A 25394-nucleotide genomic window follows, 5' to 3' on the forward strand; every position below is an offset into this window, starting at 1 on the left:
GCGCCGGGCGCGGCGCGGCGCGCCCGCCTACAGCGCCCGCAGGATGTCGTCGACGCGCTCCTTGGCGTCGCCGAACAGCATCTGCGCGTTCTCGCGGAAGAACAGCGGGTTCTGCACGCCGGCGTATCCGGAGGCCATCGACCGCTTGAACACGATGACGTTCTCGGCCTCCCAGACGCGCAGCACCGGCATGCCGGCGATGGGGCTGCCGGGGTCCTCGGCGGCCGCCGGGTTGACGGTGTCGTTCGCGCCGATCACGAGGACGACGGCGGTGGATGCCAGGTCGTCGTTGATCTCGTCCATCTCGAGCACGATGTCGTACGGCACCTTGGCCTCGGCGAGCAGCACGTTCATATGCCCGGGCAGGCGCCCGGCGACAGGGTGGATGCCGAAGCGCACGTCCACTCCCCGATCGCGCAGCTTCTGCGTCAGCTCCGCGACGGGATACTGCGCCTGCGCGACCGCCATGCCGTAGCCGGGGGTGATGACGACGGTCGACGCGTTCGCAAGCATGTCGGCAGCGGTCGCGGCATCCACTTCGCGGTGCTCGCCGTGATCGACATCATCAGAAGCGGGCGCGGCGATGCCGAACCCGCCGGCGATCACCGAGATGAACGACCGGTTCATCGCCTTGCACATGATGTACGACAGGTAGGCACCCGACGATCCGACCAGCGCACCGGTGACGATGAGCAGGTCGTTGTTGAGCAGGAAGCCGGCCGCGGCGGCGGCCCAACCCGAGTAGCTGTTGAGCATCGAGACGACGACGGGCATGTCGCCGCCGCCGATGGACGCCACCAGGTGCCAGCCGAGCGCGAGCGACAGTGCCGTGACGACGATGAGCAGCACGAGCGAGGGCGTGATGACGTACCAGACGGTCAGCGCGATGAACACCACGATCGCGCCGAGGTTCAGCACGTTCTTGCCGGGCAGCATGAGGGGCTTGGACGTGATCCGCCCGGACAGCTTCAGGAACGCGACGATGGAACCGGTGAAGGTCACACCGCCGATGAAGATGCCGATGAAGACCTCGGCGTGGTGGATGTCGGCCAGCGCACCGGTGAGGCCCGGGCTGTGCAGGTGCCCGTTCCACCCGACGAGGACGGCGGCGAGGCCCACGAAGCTGTGGAGCAGGGCGATGAGCTCGGGCATCCCGGTCATCTCGACCTTCTTCGCCCGCCACAGTCCGATCACCGCTCCGACGAGCATCGCGACGAGGAGCAGTACGAGACCGGCGGCGGCCTGCGGCTGCCCCCAGGCTCCCTGCAGGGTGACCCAGATGGTCGCGACGAGCGCGATGGCCATGCCGACCATGCCGTAGGCGACGCCGGCGCGCGAGGACTCGTGCCTGCTGAGCCCTGCCAGGCTCATGATGAACAACAGCGCGGCGACGATGTACGCGGCGCCCGCGACAGACGCGGAGATCTCCAGGGTGCTCAACGCTCGGCTCCCTTCGAGAACATCTTGAGCATTCGGCGGGTGACCACGAACCCTCCGAAGATGTTGATGGATGCCACGAGCACGGCGATCGCGGACAGGATCTGCACCACCACGTTCGGCGTCGTGATCTGCACGATCGCACCGACGACGATGATGCCGCTGATGGCGTTCGTGACGCTCATGAGCGGAGTGTGCAGCGCATGCGAGACCTTGCCGATCACGTAGAAGCCGACGACGACCGACAGCATGAGCACGGTGAAGTGCTGCGGCAGCGGCGCGGGCGCGAACGCGTTCACGAGGAACAGCGCGGCGATGCCGGCGGCGACGAGGCCGACCTTCGCACCGGCCGACAGGCCCTTCTGCTGCTCGGCAACAGCGGGCGCGGCATCCGCGGCCTTGGCGACGGGCGCCGCCGAGACATGAACCGGAGGCGGCGGCCACGTCTCCTCGCCGTCGCGCACGACGGTGACAGCTCGCTGCACGACATCTTCGAAGTCGAGGACGAGCCGGCCGTCCTTCTCGGGCGTGAGCAGCTTCAGCAGGTTGACGAGGTTCGTGCCGTACAGCTGCGATGCCTGGGTGGGCAGCCGCCCGGCAAGGTCGGTGTACCCGAGGATGATCACGCCGTTCTCGGTGACGACCCGCTCGCCGGGGACAGAGCCCTCGACGTTGCCGCCGGACGACGCGGCCATGTCGACGATGACGCTGCCCGAGCGCATGCTCGCCACGTCGGCCGCCGTGATCAGCCGCGGTGCGGCCCGGCCCGGAATCTGCGCGGTCGTGATGATGATGTCGACGTCGGCGGCCTGTTCGCTGTACAGCTCGGCCGCGCGGCGGTCGTAGGCCTCACTGGTGGCCTTGGCGTAGCCGTCGCTCGAGACCTCCTTCTGCTCGTCGGGGACGATGACCTCGAGGTACTCGCCGCCGATCGACTTCACCTGGTCGGCGACCTCAGGGCGCGGGTCCGTCGCCCGGACGATCGCGCCGAGGCTGGATGCCGCTCCGATCGCCGCCAGCCCCGCGACACCGGCGCCCGCGACGAGAACCTTGGCAGGAGGCACCTTGCCGGCCGCCGTGACCTGTCCGGTGAAGAATCGGCCGAACTCATGCGCGGCCTCGACGACGGCCCGGTACCCGGCGATGTTCGCCATCGAGCTCAGCACATCCATCGACTGCGCGCGCGAGATGCGCGGCACGGCATCCAGAGCCAGCGCCGTGATACCGCGCGTGGCGAGCGCCTCGCGCAGCTCGGGACGCAGGTTCGGACTCAGCTGCGCGATGAGCGTGGCGCCGTCCGCGATCCTCGCGATCTCGGCATCCGTCGGGGCGTTCACCTTGAGCAGGATCGGCGCCGCCCACGCCTCATCCGCGGTGACGATCGCCGCACCCGCAGCCGCGTAGGCGTCGTCCGGATAGGCGGATGCCGCACCCGCTCCGGTCTCGACGGCGACCTCGTACCCGAGCCCTCGCAGTGCGCCGACGGTCTGGGGAGTCGCGGCGACCCGCGTCTCACCCGGTTGTTCACGCACGATGCCGATACGCGTCATCCACTGCTCCTGTCTCTCGTCGACGGGGCAGACCTCACGGTCGGCCGTCGACACGGATGAGACGAGACTCTATCGACGCGTGCTGGTGCGAAAGAGATCGTTTCCCCTGTGCGATCCGGAAAGTTCTGGAGTTCTTGCCGGATGGGAAACGCCGAGGCCCCTCCTGATCGTCTGCGCCCCTCCTGATTCGCGTGTTTCAGGAGGGGCGTCGACGACCAGAGGGGGCCTCGGCGCAGGTTGGAGGATTCAGCGCTCCGCGGTCAACACAAGACCCGAGCCGTCGGCTGCGACGTCAACCCGAACCGTGTCGCCGTCGCGCACGCCGCCCGACAGCAGCGCGGTGGCGAGCCGGTTCTGCACCTCGGTCTGGATGAGCCGCCGCAGCGGACGCGCCCCGAACACCGGGTCGTACCCGCGCTCGGCCAGCCACGAGCGGGCGTCCGGCGTGACGGCGAGCGACAGACGCCGCTCGTGCAGCCGGCGCTGCAGCTGATCGATCGACAGCTCCACGATCTGCGCGAGATCGTCCTCCGACAGCGCCTGGAACATCACGATGTCGTCGAGTCGGTTCAGGAACTCCGGTCGGAACGACTGACGGACCAGCGCCATCACGGCTTCGCGCTTCTCCTCCACCGGCATCACCGGGTCGATGAGGATCGGCGAGCCGATGTTGCTGGTGAGGATCAGGATGACGTTCGAGAAGTCGACCGTACGGCCCTGGCCGTCGGTGAGGCGGCCGTCGTCGAGCACCTGCAGCAGCACGTCGAACACCTCGGGGTGCGCCTTCTCGACCTCGTCGAGCAGCACGACGCTGTACGGGCGACGCCTGACCGCCTCGGTCAGCTGTCCGCCCTGCTCGTAACCGACGTATCCGGGAGGGGCGCCGACCAGACGCGACACCGAGTGCTTCTCGCCGTACTCCGACATGTCGATGCGCACCATGGCGTGCTCGTCGTCGAACAGGAACTCGGCGAGCGCCTTGGCGAGCTCGGTCTTGCCGACACCTGTCGGACCGAGGAACAGGAACGAACCGGTCGGGCGCCCGGGGTCGTTGATGCCCGCACGCGAACGGCGCACGGCATCCGACACGGCGCGCACGGCGTCCTTCTGACCGATCAGCCGACGGCCGAGCTCGCTCTCCAGGTTCAGCAGCTTCTCGCTCTCGCCCTGCAGGAGCCGGCCGACGGGAATGCCGGTCCACGCCGCGATGACGGCGGCGATGTCCTCGTCGGTGACCTGCTCGTTGACCATACGGCCCTCCGACGAAACCGAAGCCTCGGCACTCTCGGCCTCGGCGATCTCGCGCTCCAGGCGCTTGATCGTCTCGTACTCGAGCTTGGACGCCTTGGTGTAATCGGCGTTGCGCATGGCGAGGTCGCGCTGGGTGATCGCGTCGTCGAGCTGCTTCTTCAACTCACCGACGCGGTTCAGGTCCGAGCGCTCGCGCGACCAGCGCTCCTCCAGACCGGCGAGTTCCTTCTCCATCTCCGCGAGCTGCTCGCGAAGGGTGCCGAGACGCTCCTTGGATGCGGCGTCCTTCTCGCGCTTCAGGGCGAGCTCCTCGAGCTTCATCCGGTCGATTTGGCGCTTGAGCTGATCGATCTCGACCGGCGAGGAGTCGATCTCCATCTTCAGCCGCGACATGGCCTCGTCGATGAGGTCGATGGCCTTGTCGGGCAGCTGCCGACTGGGCAGGTAGCGGTGCGAGAGCGCGGCCGCGGCGACGAGCGCACTGTCGGAGATCGTGACCCCGTGGTGCGCCTCGTATCGGCCCTTCAGCCCGCGCAGGATGGCGATGGTGTCCTCGACGGACGGCTCTCCCACGTACACCTGCTGGAAGCGCCGCTCGAGTGCGGCATCCTTCTCGATGTACTCGCGGTACTCGTTGAGGGTCGTCGCGCCGATGAGGTGCAGCTCGCCGCGGGCGAGCATCGGCTTGAGCATGTTGGATGCCGCGACCGACCCCTCTCCGCCGCCGGCGCCCATGAGCGTGTGCAGCTCGTCGATGAAGGTGATGATCTTTCCCTCGGACTCGGTGATCTCCTTGAGCACGCTCTTGAGGCGCTCCTCGAACTGCCCGCGGTACATCGCACCGGCGACGAGAGCCGAGATGTCGAGCGAGATGAGCTCCTTGTCCTTCAGCGATTCCGCGACGTCGCCCTCGACGATGCGCTGGGCGAGGCCCTCGACCACGGCGGTCTTGCCGACGCCGGGCTCACCGATGAGCACGGGGTTGTTCTTCGTGCGGCGGGTGAGCACCTGGCTGACGCGACGGATCTCGTTGTCGCGGCCGATCACCGGGTCGAGCTTGCCCTGGCGGGCGCGGTCGGTGAGGTTGATGCCGAACTGCTCGAGCGGGGACTGCTGTTCTTCCTGCTGTGCGGGGTTTGTCATCTGCGCCCTCCCAGACGTGATCCTCATAAAGTTGAGCGTTGTTGACTCAAGTTTAACACAGCGTCCCAGATCAGGGAAGCGACATCGCGTTTGGATCCCGACCCTTCCGCGACGATCGAACCGCCGTCCCCGACGACCTCGACCGCGTTGTGGGCGTTCTCGAAACCGTGCTCGGCGTCGGCACGGTTGACGACCAGCAGGTCGACGCCCTTGCGGTCGCGCTTGCGCCGGGCACGCTCGCGGCGCGCATCCGGATCGGCCAGGGTCTCGGCTGCGAACGCGACGACGATCTGGTCGGGGCGGCGTGCGGCGGCGAGGCCCGCGACGACGTCCTCGTTCTCGACGAGGTCGATGCGGTCGAGGACGCCATCCTCCTTGGTCAGCTTCTGGTCTGCCGCGGCGGCCGGTCGGTAGTCGGCGACGGCGGCGGCCATGATGACGACATCGGCGGATGCCGCGGCATCCCGCATCGCGTCACCGAGCTCGGCGGCCGTGCCGACCGGCCGGACCTCGACCTGCGGATGCCGCGCGACGACGAGCACGTCGGCGGAGATGTTCGCGGCGACGAGCACGACCTGCGCTCCGCGAGCCGCCGCCTCTGCCGCGAGCGCGGCACCCTGCCGGCCACTGGAGCGGTTGCCGAGGAAGCGCACCGGGTCGATCGGCTCGCGGGTGCCGCCGGCCGAGACGACGACCGCCCGGCCGGCGAGATCCTGCGGCGCGAGGAGGGCGAGGGCGTGCTCGAAGATCTCTTCGGGCTCGAGCATCCGCCCCGGCCCCGAGTCTCCACCGGTGAGCTCGCCGTCGCCGGGCCCGAGGATGTGCACGCCGCGCTCGCGCAGTGTGGCGATGTTCGCCTGCGTGGACGGGTGCCGCCACATCTCGGTGTGCATGGCCGGGGCGATCGTGACCGGAGCGGTCGTTGCGAGCAGGGTCGTGCCCAGGAGGTCGTCGGCGAGGCCCGCGGCCATCTTGGCGATCGTGTTGGCCGTGGCGGGAGCCACGATCACGAGGTCGGCGGCCTGACCGAGAGCGACATGCCGCACGCGCTCGACGTCGTCGTGGACACTGGTGGTGACGGTGTTGCGGCTGATCGCCTCCCAGGTCGGAAGCCCGACGAAGCGCAGGGCGTCCTCGGTGGGAACGACCGTCACCTCGTGCCCCGCCTTGATCAGCAGCCGCACGAGCTGCACCGTCTTGTACGCGGCGATGCCGCCCGTGACTCCGACGACGATGTTCATGGCTTCGATTCTGCCCTCCTGTCGACCCTCAAGTAACGCAAATGACCGCATCCGCAGTTCGGATAGGGCCATTTGCGTTACCTGAACGGTGAGTAGGCTGAACTGCGTGTGCACGGTCGTGATCGATGTCGCCGAACCCGGCGGCTCCCGTCTGCTCGCCGTGCGGGACGAGGACCCGGAGCGCGAATGGGACTCGCTCGGCCCGTGGTGGCCGCAGCAGTATCCCGGCGTCATCGGCATCCGTGATCGTCGGGCCGGCGGCGCATGGCTCGCGATCGACCGGGACGCCCATCGGCTGGCCGTCCTGCTCAATCGCGCCGACGTGCTCGATCTGCCGGAGGGCGGGGTGCGCAGCCGCGGCAGCCTCGCTCTGGAATCCGTGGCCGGCCGCTCGCCCGAGGCACCGCTGCCGATGCACGGATTCAATCTGGTCGAGGTCGGACCGGACGCTGCGCGCGTGCTGTCGTGGGATGGGCAGACCCTCACCGAGACTCCCGTGCCTACCGGCGTGCACATGATCGCGCATGACGAGCTCGACGACCCAGCCACCGCCCGGATCGCCCGGTGGTTGCCCGAGTTCCGTCAGCGCCCCGCCCGCGCCGACGGGTGGCAGGAGCGCTGGACCGCCCTGCTGGCGGCATCCGCCGAACTCGACCCCACCGACGACGCCGCGATCATCCGCGACAACCGCCCCCACGGCTACCCGACGCAGTCGCTCCTGTACTGCGTCGCCGACATCGGACACCATGGCGTCGAGATCGAGGAGTCGAACCTCACCGCGCCCGGCCACTGGGGCTGAAGCCAAGCACGGTCGCGCAGGGCAGTCCTGCCCGCTCCCGCACCTACCGCAGGGCACACGCCCGCGGATAGGCTCGGCCCCATGAGCGATCCCCAGCAGCCGCAGGTTCCGCCGTACGTTCCGCAGATGCAGCAGCAGAGCTTCCCCGATCAGCTGCACCACCCGGCGCAGCCGCCGTCCGCGCAGCACGCCGCGCCACGGCAACCCGCAACAGGGTACGTGCTGAACGGACAGAGCATGCAGAGCGCCCCATCGGGTTCGAACGCGAACCCCGCGGGGCGCACCGGCCTCATCCTCGGCTTCGTCGCGCTGGCGATCTCGCTGGTCACCAGCATCCTGGTGCAGGTGCTCATCCGGACGGCCGACTACAGCATGTTCGGCGCCTACAGCATCGCGAACGGGATCGGGTCCCTGCTCGCGCTCGGTGCGGCGGTGGCCGCGCTGATCCTCGGGCTCATCGGGATCCGCCGCGTCGATGCCCCGCACGCCGCCGCGGGGATCGCCGTCGGGATCGGCATCGCCCAGATCATCAGCATCCTGTTCGGCTGGCTCTCGACTGTCGTCGGGTCGTTCCTCTACTTCTGAGAGTCTCTACTTCTGAGAGCCGGCTGACCCGGCACCGCCGGCATCAGCGCATCCTCGACGTCAGCGCTGCCAGATCCATCGGCGCCGCCGGCGGCGCACGAGAACCGGCTCGGGCTCGGGCGGAGGCGGCACGGCCGTCCGGTCGCCGCTCACCCACCGCAGCCACAGCGCATCGGGGTTGCCCTCGAGCACGATGGCGCGGACGAGCAGTGTCAGCGGGATCGAGAGGATGGCCCCGAGCGGACCGATCACGAAGGTCCAGAAGATCACCGAGAAGAAGCTCAGCGTGAGGCTCAGGTCCACGGCGTCGCTGACGAACTTCGGCTGCACCAGCACCTGCAGTACCACGTTGGCGACGCAGTACACGGCGATCACGCCGAGCAGGAGCGGCCAGTCGCCGACCGCATAGGCGAGGATCGCCGGCGGGACGAGCCCGAGGATGAACCCGATGTTCGGGATGAAGTTCGTCACGAACGCGAGGATCGCCCACACGATCGGGGCGGGGACGCCCATCCACCACAGCGCCAGCCCGTCGATGATCGCCACGATCGCTCCGAACGCGGCGTTGACGACGTAGTAGCGCCGGATGCCGCGGTTGAGGACGGTGATCCGGCCGATCACGTGGCTCCGCGTCGCGCCGAAGACCGCGGGCGCGTGGCGGTAGCGGGCGGCGTCCACCGCCATGAAGATGATGTACGCGAACACGAAGAACAGGGCTGTCGCCACGGCGATCACGGTACCGCCGACGCTCTGCCCCACCCGCAGAAGGTTGGCGGGGGCGAGCAGCGAGGTGACGGCATCCGTCGCCTCCTGCCCGAACCCGACGTCGTCGAGCCAGGTGACGAAGACGTCGAGCTGGCGGGCGACCTGCCCGTCAGAGGTGAGATCGACGATCAGTCGGGCGAACTGATTGCCCGCGAACCAGAGCAGCGCGCCCATCGCCAGCAGGATCACGTAGGCCAGCGCGATCACGACCGTCGACCCCAGCCACGACGGCATCCCCCGGCGCATCAGCGGCATCCGCACGGGCTCGCAGATCACGACGATCACGATCGCCAGCGCGATCGGCCCGACGACCTCGCGCGCGAAGGAGAGCCCGGCGATCACGATCACCGCCGCCGCGAGCGTCAGGAGCACGCGCAGACTCGAGGAGAGTCCGCGGTCGGAGGACGGCTCGGGGCGGACCTGCGGGTCGGAGCTCATCGGCTCAGCGAATCGTCGGCGGCCAGCACGCGTTCGTAGATCTCGATCATCGCGGCGGTCCGCGACGACTGCCGGAAGGCCGCGGCGACCTCGCGGTCGGGAATCGGTGCGGTGCCGGAGCGGATGTCGGAGGCTGCGCGGTTCAGCGTGTCGGCGAGCGCGGCCACCGACGCGTCGGGCACCGACCACAGTCCGCCGCGCAGCTCGGCGGCGATGTCGGGGTCGCTGACGACGGTGGGCGTGCCGAGAGTCGCGGCTTCGAAGGGCGTCATGCCCTGCGTCTCGAATCCGATCGAGGTCTGCACCACGGCATCCGCCGCCGCCATCCGCGCGAGCGTCTCGGCGTAGGGCAGGCGACCGGCGAAGCGGATGCCGGAATGACCACGGGCGATGCGCTGCGCGGCGCGCAGTTGACCGCCGCCGCCGATGACCTCGATCTCGGCATCCACTCGCGACTCGACGACCGCCTCGAGGAACGGCAGGAGGCGCTTCTCCGGGCTCATGCGCCCGAGCCATACGAAGCGGGGGCGACCCGGGGCGCGACCCTCGGGCACGTCGGCGAGCACCTCGGTGCGCAGATCGTCGTCGATCCCGTTCCAGACGACATCGACCTTCGGGAACACCTCGTGCTGCTCGAGGCGACGCGCGAAATGCCCCGACGGGGCGGTGACGGCGCTCGATTCCTGGGCGATGCCGCGCAGGAACGCCCAGCCGTCCCGTCCCGTGACGGGCGTCCCGATGCCGCGCATCGTCCGCCGGCGCCAGAGGTTGAGCACCGCGAGCACCTGGCGGTGCAGCGGCGTGACCGCGGCCATGCCGACGTCGACTCGGTTGTGCATGGTGTGGACGACGGGGATGCCGTGACGATGCGCGAATCGGTGGCCGATGAACGCGCCCCAGAAGTCGGCCTGCACGTGCACGAGGTCGACCGGCGGCCGCGACGCCAGCGCACGATCGAGGAAGCGGTCGGTGCGGCGGCCCGGCCACGACATCGAGTACTCGCGGTCGCCGGTGATCGGGACGGAGGGCAGGTCGACGTAATCGTGGTCGGACGGACGGCCTGTGCCGTGCATCCGGGGGGCCACCGCGGTCACGGTGTGGCCGGCGCGCTCGAGGTACTGCTTCTGCAGCCGCATCGACACCTGCGCGCCGCCGAGGGATGCGAGGTGCTGATCGCCGAAGAAGACGATGTGCATGCGGCTACTTCGGCAGCGGCTGGTCGCGGTACAGCGCCTCGAACGTGTCGAGGGTGCGGTTGATGTCGTGCACGATCACGCCGTCGAGGGATACCTGCTGCATCCGCTCGTACTCCGCGGGCTCGGCCGTGAACACATCGGTCAGCCGCGCGGCGAGCTCGTCAGCGTTGCCCGGTTCGAACAGGTACCCGTTCTCACCGTGGTGGACCAGGTGCGGCAGGGCGACGGCGTCGGCGGCGACGATCGGGAGCCCGGATGCCATCGCCTCCATGGTCGCGATGGACTGCAGCTCGGCGATCGAGGCGATCACGAACAGGCTCGCGCGGGTGAGGAGCGCGCGCAGCTGCTCGTCGGTGGTGCGACCGTGGAAGGTTACGCGATCCGCGAGACCGAGTTCGCCGGTGAGACGCTCGAGGCTCTTGCGCTGATCGCCGCCGCCGACGATGTCGAAGCTGACGTCGAGAGCCGGATCGAGCTTGGTCATGGCATCGAGGATGACCTCGACCTGCTTCTCGGCGGTGAGGCGCCCCACGAAGACCATCCGGTTCTTCTCGCGGGGTCCCTTGACCGCGGTGTACTGGGTGCGGTCGATGCCGCAGCTGACCGGGATGACGTCCTTCACCTCGACCGTGCGCTCGAGGAAGTCGGCGGCGCGGCGGGTCGGCGTCGTGATCGCACGGGTCAGGTCGAACGTGCGCTTGGCGTCAGCCCAGGCGAGCTTCAGCACGATGTCGTCGATGAACTTCGGCATCGTGGTGTGATCGAGGATGTTCTCGGCCATCACGTGGTTGGTGGCGATGACCGGGATGCCGCGCTGGTGCGCGATGCGCGACAGGCCGCGGCCGATCACGATGTGCGACTGGATGTGCACGACGTCGGGTTTCACACGGTCGAGCACCTTGCGGGCGTAGTGCTTGGAGCGCCACGGCCACACGAAGCGCAGCCAGTCGTGCGGAGCCCAGCGCACGGACGGCAGGCGGTGCAGCGTCATCGGCTCGCCCTCGATGACCTCGGTCGCAGGGGCCGTGCGACGGTACTTCTGGTTCGGGGCGACGACGTGCACGTCGTGCCCTCGTTGCACGAGGCCGGCAGCCAGGCGCTCAGCGAACCGTGCGGCCCCGTTGATGTCGGGAGCGAAGGTGTCGCAGCCGATGAGGATCTTCAGCGGGGCGTCAGGGGAGGTCACGAATATGCAGCCTTCGGTTACGCGGGAGCCCGGATCAGGGCGCTGGCCACTCTACCCGAGGGGTCTGAGCAGGCCCGGCTCCCCCGCCGGGCCCGCCCACAGCCGGCGCAGGTACCGTGTGAGCATGCGCCTCACCAGCTCCGCAGACCCGCAGCTCTGGATCCCCGTCACCGACTCGTTCGGCTGGAAGGGGCGACGCCACCGCAAGGCCGCGATCAAGATGCTGATGGGCCAGGCCCTGCAGCGCGGCCAGACTCCTCTCCCCCGCGCCGCCGGCGCCGGAGCGTGGCTGATCAGCCAGTTCGCGCCCGCGATGATGAAGCGGGCGGACGGCCGTGTGCTCGTCTGGACGTGGAAGGCCGACCCCGAGCTCGTCGTGGCGATGGCGAACACGCAGGAGCTCACGAATGACGTGCGCCGAGCCCGCGCCATGATGCCGATCGAGTACGACGACACCGAGACCTTCACCACACCGCTCGGCGCCGGCGAGAAGCTCGTCATGTCGTTCCCGACGCAGCCCGGTCAGCCGCCGTTCGCGACGTACACGTGGGATACGGGCAGCCACCTGATCACACTCACGGCCGTCGGTGGGGATCGCGAGCGGTTCGGGACCCTCATCCCCGCCCTCGACGACCTCGCGCGCAGCATCCGGATCGCCGACGACCTCACCGGCGGGGAGTCCCCCGACGTCCTGCGCCTCCCGCCCGCCTGAGCGCGAGACGAGGTCCGTCCGCGCTGTCACCGGCCGAGCCGAACGTCGCGTTCGCCGCCGTTCGGCCCACTCCGTAGACTCGCGGGATGACGTTCCCACGCGTCGGGAAGGAGTGCGCGAGGCGGTGAGTTCACGGGTCGCATTCGGCATGCTGCGCCTGCTGACGGCTGCTGTCTGCCTGATCGCACTGGTGCACCGTCTGTTCTGGGGCTTGAGCTCGCAGACCATCGCCGGGCGCAACTTCCTCGCCTACCTGACCGTGGAATCGAACATCGCCCTCGTCGTCGTGCTGGTCTTCGGGGGTGTGGTGGCGTTGCGCCGGGCGAACGATCCGCGCTGGTTCAGCGTCGCGCTCTCTCTGGTGCTGACCTGGACCATCACCGCCGGGATCGCGTTCGCGCTGATCGTCTGGCAGGCGGGGCTGCGCGGCATCCGGGTGGATGTGCCGTGGTCGGATCAGGTGCTGCACTTCTGGCTGCCGGCGTTCACGGCGATCGTCTGGACTCTCACGCCCGGTCATCGGGCGGTCACGTGGTGGATCGTGCCGGGCTGCCTGCTGTTCCCGCTGGCGTGGGGCGGGGTGACGATGTGGCGCGGGCCGCAGATCGGCTGGTACCCGTACTACTTCCTGGATCTCCGCCAGGTGAGCGGTTTCGGGGAGTTCGCCGTGACCAGCGGTCTCGCCCTGGCGATGTTCGCCCTCATCGCGACCGTGCTCGCGCTGATCAGCAGGATCAGCCCGGCGAAGGTCGATCGTGCGGCGTCGCGGCGCGAGGGGAAGCTCAGTCGGTCTCGGAAGGCAGGAACGGCGACAGCGACGTGAGAGCCGCGACGAGCGCGTCGCGTTCGTCGAGCTCGGCGAACTTTTCAGCGGCGGTTCCGCCGAGGATGCCGACGAGGATGCTGTCGCCGGTGACGGGCTGCAGGTTGATCCAGGTGCGTACTGGCTGGTCGTCATCACCCCCGGCCAGATGCCAGAGCGTGGCCTCGGTATCCCAGAACGGCTCGTCGTAGCGCAGCCAGATGCTCTCGATGTGCCCCATGCCGAGCGCGTTGATCGCGCCGCGGTGCGCGAACGGCAACGGCGGGGAGAACTCGATCCGCTCGTTCTGCAGGACCCCGAGCGGGGCGGTGACGACGACGCGGTCGAATGAGGTGGATTCGCCGGTGCCCAGCCTCAGGCTGACGCCGGCGTCGTCGTAGGCGATGCGCGTCACGGGGCTCGACAGCGTGAGCTGGGCGTCCGAGAGCTGCTCCCGGATCAGCTCCTCGAAGTCGCCGATCACGGCACGGCGCGCAGCGGACGGCAGGGCGGGCGGGAACCAGGAGGAGAGGGCGTCGGCATCCGCACCCGCGGTCGTCGCGAGATAGGTGAGGAGAGCCGCGAGGCTCGGATCCTCGAGGTCGGCACCGGCGGCGGTGAGCGCCTCGGCGAGGGAGACATCGGTCGGTCCGGTGGCGGCGGCGGTGATGGCGGCGGCGAGCGGGGCGTCGTCGACGGCCTCGAGGTCGGCTTCGGGGGTGCGCCACAGGGCGGATGGCAGGTCTGCCGTCTCGGGGAGGTCGAGCTCTTCGCGCGCGGGGTCCTCGCCCTCGGCGAGCGCGGGCAGCAACCAGCCACCGAGCTGAACCGGCATCCCCCAGGCGTCGTCGGAGCGCGACGGCGTTCGCCCGCCGACGGTGTCGCGGGCTTCGAAGACGGTGACCTCGAGGTCGGCATCCTTGAGTTTCGCGGCAACGGCGGCTCCGGCGAGGCCGGCGCCGATCACGGCGATCCGCTCACCCGGTTCGGCCGCTGCGCGCACGCGCATCGCGACGCTCCCCCCGGAACGGATCGCCCCGAGGATCGTGCCCGGGGCGTCGACATCCGTCGCCTCGCCGGCGAAGAACACGCGATCCTCGACCGGTGCGGCCAGTTGGTCGCGCACGCCGCCCTGCACGCCGATGCGCGTGTAGCTGACGGCGCCGCGGGAGAACGGGTCGCTCGCCCACGTGCTGCGCAGACTCGCCGCCGGTGCGGGAACGGCGGTGGTGGGCAGTGGGGACGGCGTGCGCGTCGTCGTGGGCGTCGGGGCGGGCTCCGGGAAACACGACACGAGCAGCACGCCGAGCGCTCCGGCACCGGCGCCGACCAGCAGTTCGCGACGCGTCATCCTCACCCGCGCCAGACTACCTGCTCGCGTCGATGTGCTCCGTGCGCTCTCAGCCCCGGGCGTACTCGGCGAGCACGACCCCCGAGTCGAACGCGGTCACGGCTGTCGGGCGGAACGCCTCGGGTGCGTACGAGCTGCGAGCGAAGAGCGGGATGCCGTCACCGAACACGACCGGGTTCCGCTTGAGCGCCAGCCGGTCGATCTCGTCGCGCAGAACCGCGGCGAGAGCACCCCCTCCGCACAGCCAGATGCCAGAGCCCTCCTCGGCCTTGAGCTCACGCACGACCTCGACGGGGTCGCGATCGGTGAACTCGACATCCTCCGCCCCGGCCGGCGCCTCGTGCCCGCGCGTGAAGACGATCTGCCGAAGATGCTGGTACGGGCTCGGGAGCTGCGGCAGGCCGACGGCGTAGGTGTTCCAGCCCATGAGGACCGTGTCGAAGGGGCCGCCCTCGACCGGGAGACCGGCGGCTTCGGCCAGCGCGGTCGGAGCCGTGCCGCCGTACCGCGCCCAGATGGGCGCAGCATGATCACCTTCGACCAGGAAGCGGTCGAACTCGCCGTCGGGCCCCGCGATGTAGCCGTCGATGCTGACGGCCACGTAGTAAGTGAGTTCTCGCATCATCTTCCAATCACCACAGGTGCAGTGATTGAGAGACTACAACAGGTGCAGTGGTTGCGCTAGGGTCAAGGTATGGCGAAGAACGAGGCGCGGCGGAACCTGCTCGCGGACGTCGGCATCGCCGTGCTCGCCGCCGAGGGCTCGCGCGGCCTGACGCATCGCGCGATCGACGCTGCGGCGGGAGTGCCGATCGGCACGACATCCAACTACTTCCGCAGCCGCGAGAAGCTCATCTCCGGGATCTTCGAACGGATCGGCACGCGGCTCGCGCCCACCGACGAGGACCTCGCCGCGCGGGCATCCGCTCCCCCGACGCGGGAGCTGTTCGCCGACTACGTCCGCGACATCGTCCGACGGCTTCTCGAGCAGCGCGAGGTGACGCTCGCGCTGCTCGAGCTCCGTCTCGAGGCGGCGCGGCATCCTGAACTCGCGGCATCCCTCAGCGCCTGGCAGCGCGAGGGCTTCGACGCGGACGTCGCGTTCAACGAAGGGGCCGGGCTCCCGGGCAGCCGCCGAGAGATCGCCCTGTTCCACTACGCGATCGACGGGCTGATCCTCGATCGGCTGACGCGACCGATCGACCCTGACACGACGACGGACGAGATCGTGGATGCGCTGGTGGCGGGTCTGCTGCCGTAGCCCTCCCTCGCGCGTGAGACAGGCCTTGTAGCACGAGACAGGCCCTGCCACGACCTGTTCGGCGCGGCAGGGCCTGTCCCGGCAGGGGCGACCTCAGATTGCGACGTCACCGATCAGGTTGACCTTGATGCCCATGCCGTCGAACATCGCGGCCTTGGCGATCAGGGCCTTGTCAGCGGTCTCGGCATCCGGGGCGTAGACGAGCTGCGCGTGGTTCGCCTTGTGACGAGCCATGAACTGGTCGCGCGAGACGCCGTGGAGCACGACGTGGGCGATCGGCCATTCCGGGTTGGTCGCCTCGTGGCGGCGCTGGGTCTCCTCCTCGGGCAGTTCGACGACCGAGGCGCGGAAGATGTCCGCCTGCAGGATGCCGTCGGCGATGAAGACGCGCGAGAGCACGACCTCCCCGGGCTTGGAGACGCCGTTGATCGTGGCACCGCCGGCCGGGAAGAACACGTGACCCTGGCGCCAGCCCTCGGCCTTGTCCCAGCCGCCGAGGTGCGAGGCGGGAACGGAGCCCGAGATCTCGTACGCCCACACGAACCGGCCGTCGTAGTCCTCGCCCCAGCGCACATCGTGCAGCGTGTTGTCGGGCACGAGACCCATCGCACGCCAGACGCGGTCGGTGACGAGCGCGTCGACCGCGACACCCTCATCCGCTTCGTTGAAGTGCGGGAACGCGCGGCCCTCGTGCAGGATGCGCGAGCCGTCGCGCGAGGTCACCGGAGGACGCTCGGTCGAGTTCAGGATGCCTTCGGCGAGGTCGGATGCCGGCACGAGATCCTTGAGACCCTGCTGGTACTGGATTCCGACGGCGTCCAGCCCGAAGTCGTCGGCGATGCGCAGGGCTGCGATGTACATCTTCATCTGCCACTGCACCTGCTCGCGGGTGAGTTCGGTGGCGCCGTCCTCGCCGTACTTGAACGTCATGCCGTGATCGATCAGCCAGTCGTAGGCGGCGTCGGCCTCGTCCTCGGTGACGTTCAGCATCTCGGCGTACAGGGCCGACTGCGACAGGCGCTCCTTGTAGATGCCGGTGTGGTTGAGCAGCTCGTCGTCGAAGATCGCGTTGTACATGCCCATGCAGCCCTCGTCGAAGACGCCGATGATGGCCTTCTCATCGCGCAGCTGGGCGGCGAGCGCCTCGCCGAGCTCCTTCTCGGGAGAGTCCGGCAGCGCGGGCAGCTCGCGCACGTGCGAGTAGTCGTGCGTGATGGTGCCGGACTCTGTCCACTCCTTGATCCCCTCGCGGAACCAGTCGTCCGTGAAGTCGACCGACCAGGTCGTCGAGTACGGCTTGTCCATCTTGGTCAGTCCCGCGTTGAGCCCGAGGAGTCCGACGAGACCCGGCCAGTCGCCGGCGAAGTTCGCGACGGTGAGGATCGGCCCTTCGTGCGTGCGCAGGCCCGCGAGCACGTGGTGCGAGTACTGCCAGTTCGCGATCGCGACGATGAGCGGCGTGTCCACCGGGATGTTCTTGAACACCTCCATGCCCATGCGCTGGCTCGAGATGAAGCCGTGGCCGGTCTCGGGGTCGACGTCGAAGGCACGGATGACGCTCCAGCCGAGGTCTTCGAAGACGCCGGTGACCCCGGCTTCAAGGGCCTGCTGGGTCGGCCAGCCGGCCGTGTTCGCCGACTCGCGCAGGTCGCCGGACGTGATCAGGTAGGCGGTCTTGGGTGCGGATGCCGGGCGGGTCGCCGGGGTGGGAAGGGTGTAGGTCATGGTTCCTCCGTGGGGGTCAGTCGCGCTGCTGCGCAGCCAGTTCGTGGACGACGTCCTTCGATGCCTCGTACAGCCGCACGTAGCGGTCGAAGAGAGTGTCGTAGAAGTCGGCGAGGTCGGGGTCGGGGTTGATGGTCTCGGCGATCGGGTTCCAGTCGGTGATGACGGGCGCCTCGCCGTCCGCGGCGATGGCGGATGCCGCGAGGAACGCCGCGCCGTAGCTGGCACCGATCGTCGTCGCCGGGACCTCCTGGACGAGCCCGGTGACGTCGGAGACGACCTGCATCCACAGCCGCCCCTGCGTGCCGCCGCCGACCGCGACGATCCGGCGGATGTCCGCACCGGCGGCGCGCATCGTCTCGACGTTGTGGCGCACGCCGAGCGCCGTCGCCTCGAGGGCGGCGCGGTAGAGGTCGCCGCGCGTGTGCTGCAGGGTGAGCCCGGCGACGACGCCACGAGCGTCCGGGTCCTGGATGGGCGTGCGCTCCCCCGCGAAGTACGGCAGCATGAGCAGCCCGCGAGCACCGGGACCGGATGCCTCGGCCTCGGCGAGCAGTTGCGGGTAGTCGGCGTCGGTGAGGTCTTTCAACCAGGCCGTGAGCGCGCCCGACGTCGACAGGCCGCCTGCGAGGTTGCGAGTGCCGGGGAACGCGCCCGCGGTCGTCCACATCGACGGGGTGCGGAGCGTCTCCTCCCCCGTCGCCACTGCGTCCGTGAAAACCATGAACATGGTGGTGCCGTACATCAGCATGAGGTCAGAGGCCTCGTGGGCGCCCACGCTGACGGCCTCGGTCCACGCGTCGATCGTGCCGGTGATGACGGGCGTGCCTGCCGGGATGCCGGTCACGTCGGCCGCCGCGGCCGTCACCTCACCGGCGATCTCGCCCGCCCAGGTGAGGCGCGGCTGCTCGATCGATGAGGCGTAGCGCTGCCACCAGGGCTCGTACCAGCGCTCGTTCTCGATGTCGTAGAGCGGTGTGGTCTGGCTGGCGGACTGATGGTCGAGCACATAGGCGCCGGTGAGCCTGCGGGCGAGCCAGGATGCCGGCATGAACAGGCGCACGGCTGCGGCGTAGGCATCCGGCTCCTCGTCGGCGACCCACGCGATCTTCGCGCCGGCGGCCTGGGAGGTGAGGGCCGAGCCGCCGATGCGGGTGATCTCGTCCAGGCCGAGCTCGTCGTTCATGCGCGCGATCTGGGCGCCGGAGCGGGTGTCGACGCCGTAGAGGATCGCGGGGCGGACCGGGCGGTCGTCGGCATCCGCGAGCAGCACGCACGGCCCCATGCCGCTGACGCCGACCGCCGCGATCTCGGCATCCGGCATCGCGGAGACGAGCTCCTGCGCGATCGAGACGAACTCGTCCCACCAGACGTCGGCATCCATCTCGACCCAGCCGGAGCGGGGCCGGACGACGTCGTGCGCACGGGTCGCGGATGCCACGATCGTCCCATCGTCAGCGACCAGGACGCCCTTCGTGCTCGACGTGCCGACGTCGACGCCCAGGGTGCAGCGCATGGCGGTCCTCCTCGATCGCGAGTTGTGATGACAGACTACGCGAAATCGATTTCACGCCGCAAGCGGGACCGCGTCCAGGTCGCGGAGAACGTCGTCATCCGACGCTCATGGCGACATACTGCGACCCCGACGTCAGCCGGGCGTGCGTTCAGCGCGGGATGCTGGCCGACCGCAGCTCGCCGCGCAGCACGACCATGCGCGCGGGCTGATCGTCGCCGCGGATGCGTTCGAGTAGCATCCGCGCCGCCGTCACTCCCATGTGCCGGGCGGGCAGTCGCACCACGGTCACCGCGTTCGGCGACAGCGTCGTGAACGGCAGGGAGCCGATGACCGCCACACCCACGGCCGGAGGAGTGAGCCCGTGCTCCGTGAGCACCTGGATGGCTCCGACTCCGATGAGGTTGTTGCCGGCGACGACGGCGTCCGGCGGCTCCGGAAGAGCCAGCAGCTCCGCCATCACCTCGCGTCCGCCCTCCACGCCGAAGGTGCTGAAGCGCTGGAGCTCCGGATCGATAGCGCGACCCGCCGCCGTGAGCGCGTCCTGCCAGCCGGCGGCGCGCTCAGCCGCCGTGTCGATGTGGGACGGTCCTCCGATGTAAGCGATCCGGCGGTACCCGGCGCGGATGAGCTCCTGAGCGGCGGCGGCTCCGGCGGCCCGGTTCGACATCACAACGCCGTCGACGTCGTAGGCCGTGCCGCGGTCGACGGCCACGACCGGACGCCCGGTCGCGAGGATCGGGTCGAGGTCGGAGGTCTCGGATGCCGTGGCGATGATGACTCCGGACATGTTCTCAGCGATCGCGATCCGCAAGTACGTCGACTCCTTGTCGACCTGGGCGTCCGAATTGCACAGGACGACGGAGTAACCGGCCTCCGAGGCGACGTCCTCGACGCCGCGGGCCATCTCGGTGAAGTACGGGTTCTCGATGTCGGGGATGACGAGCGCGATGACCTCGGAGCTCTGTCGGCGCAGCGTGCGGGCGGCCCGGTTCGGGGTGAAGTCGAGCTTCTCGGCGGCGGCTCGCACCGCCGCGAGCTTCTCCGGAGACACGTTGGTCCCATTGAACACGCGCGACACGGTCGCCGGAGACACCCGCGCCAACTCCGCGACGTCGTAGATCGTGGCCATGTGATTCTCCCGCCCCGGTGCGACCCGTCGTCATGAAACAGTATCTGAAACCGATTCCGCCCGAGCCGGCCCTACGATCGAGGCATGACAGACTCGCCGCTCGTGCTCGTCGCCGCCTCCGGGGACGGCGCCATCGTCACGTACCGTCTCGACGGCGATCGCCTCGAGCGCCTCGCCGCCGCGGAGGGCCTCGACGGGTGCTCCACGTTCGCCGTCGACCCCGCCCGTGACCTCGTCTACGCCGGTGTGAAGGGCTCCCCTGCCGGCATCCGGACGCTGTCCCTCGATCGTGCGACCGGTCGCCTGACGCCGCAGTCCCGTCTCGATCTGCCCGACGGCGGCATGAACTATCTCGCGCTCACCGCCGACGGCACGCGGCTCCTCGGCGCGTCATACGGCGGCGGGTACGGCATCAGCTGCACGGTGAGCGACGGTGTCGTCAGCAGCCCGGTCGCACGAGTGGACTTCCCGAACCTGCACTCGGTGCTGCCCAGCAGCGACGGACGGTTCGCGTACTTCGTCTCACTCGGGGCCGATCTGATCGCGCAGTACGCGCTCGGCGGCGACGGGGGCTTGCAGCCGCTGTCGCCCGAGACGGTTCCGGCACCCGCGGGGAGCGGGCCACGGCACCTCGTGCTGAACCGTGCCGAGGACGCCGTCTACGTGCTCACCGAGTTCTCCGGCGAAGTGCTGCACTACGCACGCGACACCGCCGCGGGCGGGCTCGAGTTCCGGGGGGCGGCCACGGCCTTTGACACCACGAAGGGCCTCGCCCGCAGCGAGTTCGGCGCCGACCCGATGGAAAACCATTACATCTGGGGCGCGGACCTGCACTTCGGCGCGGGAGAGCGCCACCTGTGGGCATCCGAACGGACGGAGAGCACGCTCGGCGCGTTGCCCGTGGCACCCGACGGGTCGGTGTCGGCGCCGGCACGCTTCACGGTCACCGAACCGCAACCGCGGGGCTTCGCACTGAACGCCGGCGGCACCCGCCTCGTCGCCGCCGGAGAGCGATCGACGACGGTGTCGCTGTACGCCGTCGACGGCGACCGCCTCGAGCTTCAGGACCGCGCGGAGGTCGGCCGCAAGGCGAACTGGGTCCGCTTCGTCTGAGGCGCGGCATCCCGCACGACGAAACGGAGTTTGCGGCATGAGACCCGAGCCAGCAGCCCTCGTTTCGTGCAGCAAACCCCGTCTCGAGAGGAACAGCGAGGAACTCGAGAGCAACAGCTCCGGCCTCAGCGGTGCCGCGCCACGACCTGCGCGACGGCCTCGCGCTCGGCATCCGTCGGCTCGGCGATCGCCATGCGGCAATGCGCGTCCGTGACGCCGAGCACCCGGTACGCCTCCTTCATGCGCGCCATGTCGCCGCCGATGAGCGAGACGACGTCGTCGACGTCCGCCTGCGCCGCGGCGATCGCCGATGCGTCGCCGGATCGACCGGCATCCGCCAGCGCACGGAACGGCTTCGGCGTGACGGACGAGACACCGGACACCACGCCTTGCGCGCCCACCTCGACAGCGGCGATGAGCTCGCGGTCGGCGCCGGTGTAGAGGTCGAAGTCGGCGGGGACCACCGCGCGGTACGCCGCGATGTCGTCCAGCGACAGCTCGCTGATCTTCGCGCCGACCACGTTGGGGAGCTCCGCCAGGCGGGCAAGCAGCTCGGGCGTCACGGGGTTGCCGCTGCGCGCCGGGTAGATGTAGACGTAGAGGCGGCCGTCGCCGACGGCATCCGACACCGCCTGGAAGTAGTCGAACACCGCGTCATCGGCCGAGCGCAGGTAGTAGGGGGTGAGGGCCGCGAACTCGCGCGCACCCAGTCCGCGGGCGATCTTGACGAGGCGCACGGCCTCGAACGCGCTGGGCTGCCCGACGTGCACGATGACGCGCATCTTGTCGGCGAGCTCGTCCATGGCTGCGCCGACGAGGGCGGTGAACTCCGCGACATCCACCGAGGGGAACTCCCCCGTCGTGCCCAGGACGAATGCTCCCTCGTTGCCCGACTCCCCCACGAACCGGAAGATCGCGCGCGACCCGTCCACGTCCAGGCTCCCATCGCGGTGGAACGCCGTGGGGATCGCGGTGAGGATGTCGTAGCGGGTCACTTCTTCTTCTCCTTGGAGCTCTTCTTCTCGGCGATGTTCTTCTTGCCGATGCTGCGCACCGTCGAGGTGAGCAGGTCGGGGTTCGCGGCGAGCTCGTCGTGCGCCTTCGAGATCTGCGTGATGCTGTCCGTGTCGAGCACGGAGTCGGCGAACGATGCCCGCTCGGCGCGGGGCTTGCGTGCGGCTCGGATCGCCGGCATGACGATCGAGAGCACCGCGAGCACGAGCAGGACGATGGCGATGGGGCTGACGACCTCGAAGAACGGCCGCGTCGGCAGGATCGCGAGCGTGCGAGCGAGGTTCTCCTCCGCGAGCGGACCCAGCAGGAGGCCGAGCACGACCGGGCCCGCCGGAACCTGCATGCGCTTGAGCAGCACGCCGATGACTCCGAAGACGAGCATGGTGACGACCGTCGAGAGGCTGTTCGAGGTCGCATACGTGCCGATGATGCAGAAGATCAGGATGCCGGTCCACAGGTACGGCTGCGGCACGTCGAGCAGCCTCACCATGCCGCGCATGCGGACCAGGCTCAACGCCAGCGAGAGGAGCGTCGCGACGAGCATGATGCCCACGATCGAGACGACGAGGTCGGGGCGCTCCGTGAAGAGCGTCGGGCCGGGGGTGATGCCCCAGATGATCATGGAGCCGATCATCACGGCCATGACCGAGTCGCCGGGGATGCCGAGCGCCATCGTGGTCGTGAGCGATCCGCCGAGCGTCGCGCTGGATGCCGTGTCGGATGCCGCGACGCCCTCGATCGAGCCCTTGCCGAACTGCTCGGGGGTCTTCGAGGCCTTGCGGGCGCGCTCCCATCCGATGAGGCCGGCGATGTCGCCGCCGGCGGCGGGGATGAGCCCCACGCCGAGTCCGACCGCGCCGCCGACGGCCGTCGCGCGTCCGCTCTGCTTGAGCTCCGAGCGGTTCGGCCACCAGCGGCCCAGGCTCGAGATCGGCCGGACGTTGCTCTTGCGGTAGGTGAGCAGCTGGTCGAAGAGCTCGGCGATGCCGAAGAGCCCGATGATCACGGCGATGAAGTTCACGCCCTCGACGAGTTCGAGCACGCCGAAGGTGAAGCGCTTGTCCGCGGTCGCGGCGTACGTGCCGACCGTTCCGAGCATGAGCCCGAAGAGTCCGGCGAGGATGCCCTTCAGCATCGACTTCGACGAGATGCCGATCATGATCGCGATGCCGAAGATGACGAGCGCGAACAGCTCGGGCGACTTGAAGTAGTCGCGGGCAAAGCTGGCGATCGGCACGGCGGCGACCGAGAAGAGCACAAGCGAGGCGAGGATGCCGATCGCCGAGACGATCGCGGACATCGTGAGCGCGAGTCCGGCGCGCCCCTGCTTGGCCATCGGGTAGCCGTCGAGAGTGGTGGCGATGGATGCCGGGGTGCCCGGCGTGTTGATGAGGATCGACGGCACGCGATCGCCGAAGTTCGCGGCGACGTAGATCGTCAGCAGCACGGCGAGGCCCTGGACGGGCTCGAGCGTCATCGTGAATCCTGCGGCGAGCGCGACGGCCATGGTCGCGGTGATGCCGGGGAACGCTCCGACCATGAAACCGAGCACGAGCCCGACTCCCCCGTAGAGCAGCATCGAGACGTCGAGGAGCGAGTTCAGCCCCTCCAGCAGCGGAGTCACAGCGGGATCCTCAGGAGCATGCCGAAGACGACGTAGACGAAGGCCGTCACGGACACGGTGTAGATGATGAGGCTCAGCCAGCGCCGGTGCCCGTACAGGAGCATGAGCGCGGCCATGAGCAGGGCCGTCGCGATCGGGAACACCTCGATGCGGTAGCCGAACAGGATGACGGAGCCCAGCGACCACAGGGCGATGAACGCCCCCGCGATCACGAGCGTGGCGCCGACGCGGATGACGCCGTCGCGCTGCATCCGCTCGATGTCCTCGCGCCCCGGCGCCGGGCGCGTGATCGCGATGACCAGCAGGACGACGGCGACGGCGACGCCGGAGACGCCGAGGACCATCGGCCAGAATCGTGCGTCGATCTGTCCGGGTGCCGCTTCGCGACGCAGATCGATCTGCGTCGACAGTGCCAGGTATCCGGCGGTGAATGCGAGGGCGGCGGCCGCGAACCCGATCTCGAGGGGACGCGACGGCGTCGCCCCCTGGTACTCGTCGCTCTCGGCGACTTCTGACGTCGACATGTGCTTCCTCGGACGATGGTCGGTACGGGTCGGGTGGTGGGGCCGGTCGAGCCGGCCCCACCGGTGTCAGCCCAGCAGCTCCTGGAACAGGGCGAACTGGTCCTCGACGAACGTGGTGAACTCGGCCGAGTCGCGGTAGACGACGAGGTTTCCGGCGTCCTCCTGGAACGTCGTGTAGGTGTCGGACTCGACGGCTTCCTTGATCGCTGCCTCGAGCGTCGCGTGCACGTCGTCGGGCAGGCCTGCGGGTGCGTAGATGCCGCCCCAGCCGCCGAAGACGACGTCGGCGCCGATGGCCTCTTCGACCGTGGGCACATCGGGTGCGTCAGGGTGGCGCTCGTCGTTCATGACGGCGAGGATGCGCACCGCGCTGCCCTGCGAGAGCGCTTCGCCGAGACCCGAGACGGCCGCGACCGTCTCACCGGATGCCGCGGCGGCGACAGCGGGAGCGCCGCCGTCGTACGGGACGGGGGTCACCTCGCCGCCGGCCTCCTGGCCGAGAGCGATGCTCGCCGCCTCCCAGATCGACCCGGCACCGGAGTTGGCCACGGTGATGGGAGCCGTCTTGGACTGCTCGACGAGGTCTTCGAGGGTCTCGATGTCGCTGGATGCCGAGACCGTGATGACACCGGGCGCCAGCATGATCTGACCGAGCAGGTCGAAGTTCTCGGGCAGGACGTTCGCGTCCTGCGTGGTGTTGAGCATCGCGATCTCGACCGGCCCGAAGCCGATCACGTAGCCGTCGGGGTCCTGCTCGGCGACGTACTCCATCGCGAGCGCGCCGGCGGCGCCGGGCATGTTCTCGGGGATGACGCTGACGTCGAGGATGCCCTCGAGTTCAGTGGCGAGCGCTCGCGAGGACAGGTCGGATCCACCGCCGGGGTTGGCCTGGATGATCAGCCGGATGTCCTTCTCGGGGAAGGTCGAGGCGGCATCGCCCTCCTCGACCTTGGTGCAGCCGGACAGCACGATCGCTGCGGTGGTGAAGACTGCGGCTGCGGTGAGCACGCGCTTCAGGCGCTGGGTAGTCAT

General features: G+C 69.3%; 22 protein-coding genes. 6 read left to right on the forward strand and 16 right to left on the reverse strand.

Annotation, left to right across the window (positions count from 1 at the left end; all coding sequences use genetic code 11):
• Positions 1 to 27 precede the first annotated feature (27 nt).
• The 4 genes from pntB to coaBC form a co-directional block, all read right to left on the reverse strand.
• Positions 28 to 1440, reverse strand: coding sequence for a Re/Si-specific NAD(P)(+) transhydrogenase subunit beta (gene pntB, locus KEC56_RS01720; protein ID WP_264674991.1), 1413 nt, complete (start codon positions 1438 to 1440; stop codon positions 28 to 30).
• Positions 1437 to 2987, reverse strand: coding sequence for a Re/Si-specific NAD(P)(+) transhydrogenase subunit alpha (locus tag KEC56_RS01725; RefSeq protein WP_227529564.1), 1551 nt, complete (start codon positions 2985 to 2987; stop codon positions 1437 to 1439). Before KEC56_RS01725 ends, pntB begins: the two co-directional genes overlap by 4 nt.
• A 246-nt stretch (positions 2988 to 3233) precedes the next feature.
• Positions 3234 to 5381 (reverse strand): ATP-dependent Clp protease ATP-binding subunit, encoded by a 2148-nt coding sequence (locus tag KEC56_RS01730; RefSeq protein ID WP_227529565.1) that lies wholly within the window; start codon positions 5379 to 5381, stop codon positions 3234 to 3236.
• Between the two features lie 23 nt (positions 5382 to 5404).
• The gene (gene coaBC / locus KEC56_RS01735) at positions 5405 to 6673 is read right to left on the reverse strand and encodes a bifunctional phosphopantothenoylcysteine decarboxylase/phosphopantothenate--cysteine ligase CoaBC (protein ID WP_504871043.1); all 1269 of its coding nucleotides are present in this window, start codon (positions 6671 to 6673) and stop codon (positions 5405 to 5407) included.
• A gap of 55 nt (positions 6674 to 6728) precedes the next feature.
• Between coaBC and KEC56_RS01740 the strand changes: the two genes are divergently transcribed.
• Together KEC56_RS01740 and KEC56_RS01745 are read left to right on the forward strand one after the other, a co-directional pair.
• Positions 6729 to 7421: an NRDE family protein gene (locus KEC56_RS01740; RefSeq protein ID WP_227529567.1), complete on the forward strand. Its 693-nt coding sequence runs from the start codon at positions 6729 to 6731 to the stop codon at positions 7419 to 7421.
• An 81-nt stretch (positions 7422 to 7502) separates the two neighbouring features.
• Positions 7503 to 8006: a hypothetical protein gene (locus KEC56_RS01745; protein WP_227529568.1), complete on the forward strand. Its 504-nt coding sequence runs from the start codon at positions 7503 to 7505 to the stop codon at positions 8004 to 8006.
• A 60-nt stretch (positions 8007 to 8066) separates the two neighbouring features.
• Here the strand turns inward: KEC56_RS01745 and KEC56_RS01750 are convergent, their stop codons facing one another.
• From KEC56_RS01750 to KEC56_RS01760, 3 genes are read right to left on the reverse strand one after another with little or no spacing between them, the layout of a single operon-like run.
• Entirely contained in the window at positions 8067 to 9209 is a 1143-nt protein-coding gene (locus tag KEC56_RS01750; RefSeq protein WP_227529569.1) for an AI-2E family transporter, read from the reverse strand.
• The gene (locus KEC56_RS01755; RefSeq protein ID WP_227529570.1) at positions 9206 to 10405 is read right to left on the reverse strand and encodes a glycosyltransferase family 4 protein; all 1200 of its coding nucleotides are present in this window, start codon (positions 10403 to 10405) and stop codon (positions 9206 to 9208) included. The genes KEC56_RS01750 and KEC56_RS01755 overlap by 4 nt, the downstream gene beginning before the upstream one ends.
• Positions 10406 to 10409: 4 nt before the next feature.
• Positions 10410 to 11591: a glycosyltransferase gene (locus tag KEC56_RS01760; RefSeq protein WP_175988502.1), complete on the reverse strand. Its 1182-nt coding sequence runs from the start codon at positions 11589 to 11591 to the stop codon at positions 10410 to 10412.
• A gap of 124 nt (positions 11592 to 11715) precedes the next feature.
• Here KEC56_RS01760 and KEC56_RS01765 point away from each other — a divergent pair, with 124 nt between their 5' ends.
• Together KEC56_RS01765 and KEC56_RS01770 are read left to right on the forward strand one after the other, a co-directional pair.
• Entirely contained in the window at positions 11716 to 12303 is a 588-nt protein-coding gene (locus KEC56_RS01765) for a hypothetical protein (RefSeq protein WP_175988504.1), read from the forward strand.
• A 124-nt stretch (positions 12304 to 12427) separates the two neighbouring features.
• Positions 12428 to 13126 carry a Pr6Pr family membrane protein gene (locus KEC56_RS01770; RefSeq protein WP_227529571.1) on the forward strand — a complete coding sequence of 233 codons (699 nt, stop codon included), beginning with the start codon at positions 12428 to 12430 and terminating at the stop codon, positions 13124 to 13126.
• Here the strand turns inward: KEC56_RS01770 and KEC56_RS01775 are convergent.
• Entirely contained in the window at positions 13086 to 14456 is a 1371-nt protein-coding gene (locus KEC56_RS01775; RefSeq protein WP_227529572.1) for a flavin monoamine oxidase family protein, read from the reverse strand. The two genes, KEC56_RS01770 and KEC56_RS01775, sit on opposite strands and share 41 nt — an antisense overlap.
• Before the next feature lie 49 nt (positions 14457 to 14505).
• A complete protein-coding gene (locus KEC56_RS01780; protein WP_175988570.1) occupies positions 14506 to 15078 on the reverse strand; it encodes a dihydrofolate reductase family protein in 573 nt (190 codons plus the stop codon).
• A 72-nt stretch (positions 15079 to 15150) separates the two neighbouring features.
• Here KEC56_RS01780 and KEC56_RS01785 point away from each other — a divergent pair, with 72 nt between their 5' ends.
• Positions 15151 to 15717 (forward strand): TetR/AcrR family transcriptional regulator, encoded by a 567-nt coding sequence (locus KEC56_RS01785; protein WP_227529573.1) that lies wholly within the window; start codon positions 15151 to 15153, stop codon positions 15715 to 15717.
• A 93-nt stretch (positions 15718 to 15810) separates the two neighbouring features.
• Here KEC56_RS01785 and KEC56_RS01790 read toward each other — a convergent pair whose 3' ends face one another.
• The 3 genes from KEC56_RS01790 to KEC56_RS01800 form a co-directional block, all read right to left on the reverse strand.
• The gene (locus tag KEC56_RS01790) at positions 15811 to 17442 is read right to left on the reverse strand and encodes a fucose isomerase (protein ID WP_227529574.1); all 1632 of its coding nucleotides are present in this window, start codon (positions 17440 to 17442) and stop codon (positions 15811 to 15813) included.
• A gap of 16 nt (positions 17443 to 17458) precedes the next feature.
• Positions 17459 to 18958 (reverse strand): FGGY-family carbohydrate kinase, encoded by a 1500-nt coding sequence (locus tag KEC56_RS01795; RefSeq protein WP_227529575.1) that lies wholly within the window; start codon positions 18956 to 18958, stop codon positions 17459 to 17461.
• 148 nt (positions 18959 to 19106) lie between these two features.
• A complete protein-coding gene (locus KEC56_RS01800) occupies positions 19107 to 20087 on the reverse strand; it encodes a LacI family DNA-binding transcriptional regulator (protein ID WP_227529576.1) in 981 nt (326 codons plus the stop codon).
• A gap of 84 nt (positions 20088 to 20171) precedes the next feature.
• Between KEC56_RS01800 and KEC56_RS01805 the strand changes: the two genes are divergently transcribed.
• Positions 20172 to 21200 carry a lactonase family protein gene (locus tag KEC56_RS01805; protein ID WP_227529577.1) on the forward strand — a complete coding sequence of 343 codons (1029 nt, stop codon included), beginning with the start codon at positions 20172 to 20174 and terminating at the stop codon, positions 21198 to 21200.
• 125 nt (positions 21201 to 21325) lie between these two features.
• Here KEC56_RS01805 and KEC56_RS01810 read toward each other — a convergent pair whose 3' ends face one another.
• The 4 genes from KEC56_RS01810 to KEC56_RS01825 all read right to left on the reverse strand — a co-directional run bounded on the left by KEC56_RS01810 (position 21326) and on the right by KEC56_RS01825 (position 25394).
• On the reverse strand, positions 21326 to 22195 hold the full coding sequence (locus KEC56_RS01810) for a dihydrodipicolinate synthase family protein (RefSeq protein ID WP_227529578.1): 870 nt from the start codon (positions 22193 to 22195) through the stop codon (positions 21326 to 21328).
• Entirely contained in the window at positions 22192 to 23838 is a 1647-nt protein-coding gene (locus KEC56_RS01815; RefSeq protein WP_227529579.1) for a tripartite tricarboxylate transporter permease, read from the reverse strand. The genes KEC56_RS01810 and KEC56_RS01815 overlap by 4 nt, the downstream gene beginning before the upstream one ends.
• Positions 23835 to 24362, reverse strand: coding sequence for a tripartite tricarboxylate transporter TctB family protein (locus KEC56_RS01820; RefSeq protein ID WP_175988537.1), 528 nt, complete (start codon positions 24360 to 24362; stop codon positions 23835 to 23837). Before KEC56_RS01820 ends, KEC56_RS01815 begins: the two co-directional genes overlap by 4 nt.
• 66 nt (positions 24363 to 24428) lie before the next feature.
• The gene (locus KEC56_RS01825; protein ID WP_175988539.1) at positions 24429 to 25394 is read right to left on the reverse strand and encodes a tripartite tricarboxylate transporter substrate binding protein; all 966 of its coding nucleotides are present in this window, start codon (positions 25392 to 25394) and stop codon (positions 24429 to 24431) included.

Origin of the sequence: Microbacterium tenebrionis, from assembly GCF_020682665.1 — a bacterium.
In the GTDB taxonomy this organism is placed as follows: Bacteria; Actinomycetota; Actinomycetes; order Actinomycetales; family Microbacteriaceae; genus Microbacterium; species Microbacterium tenebrionis.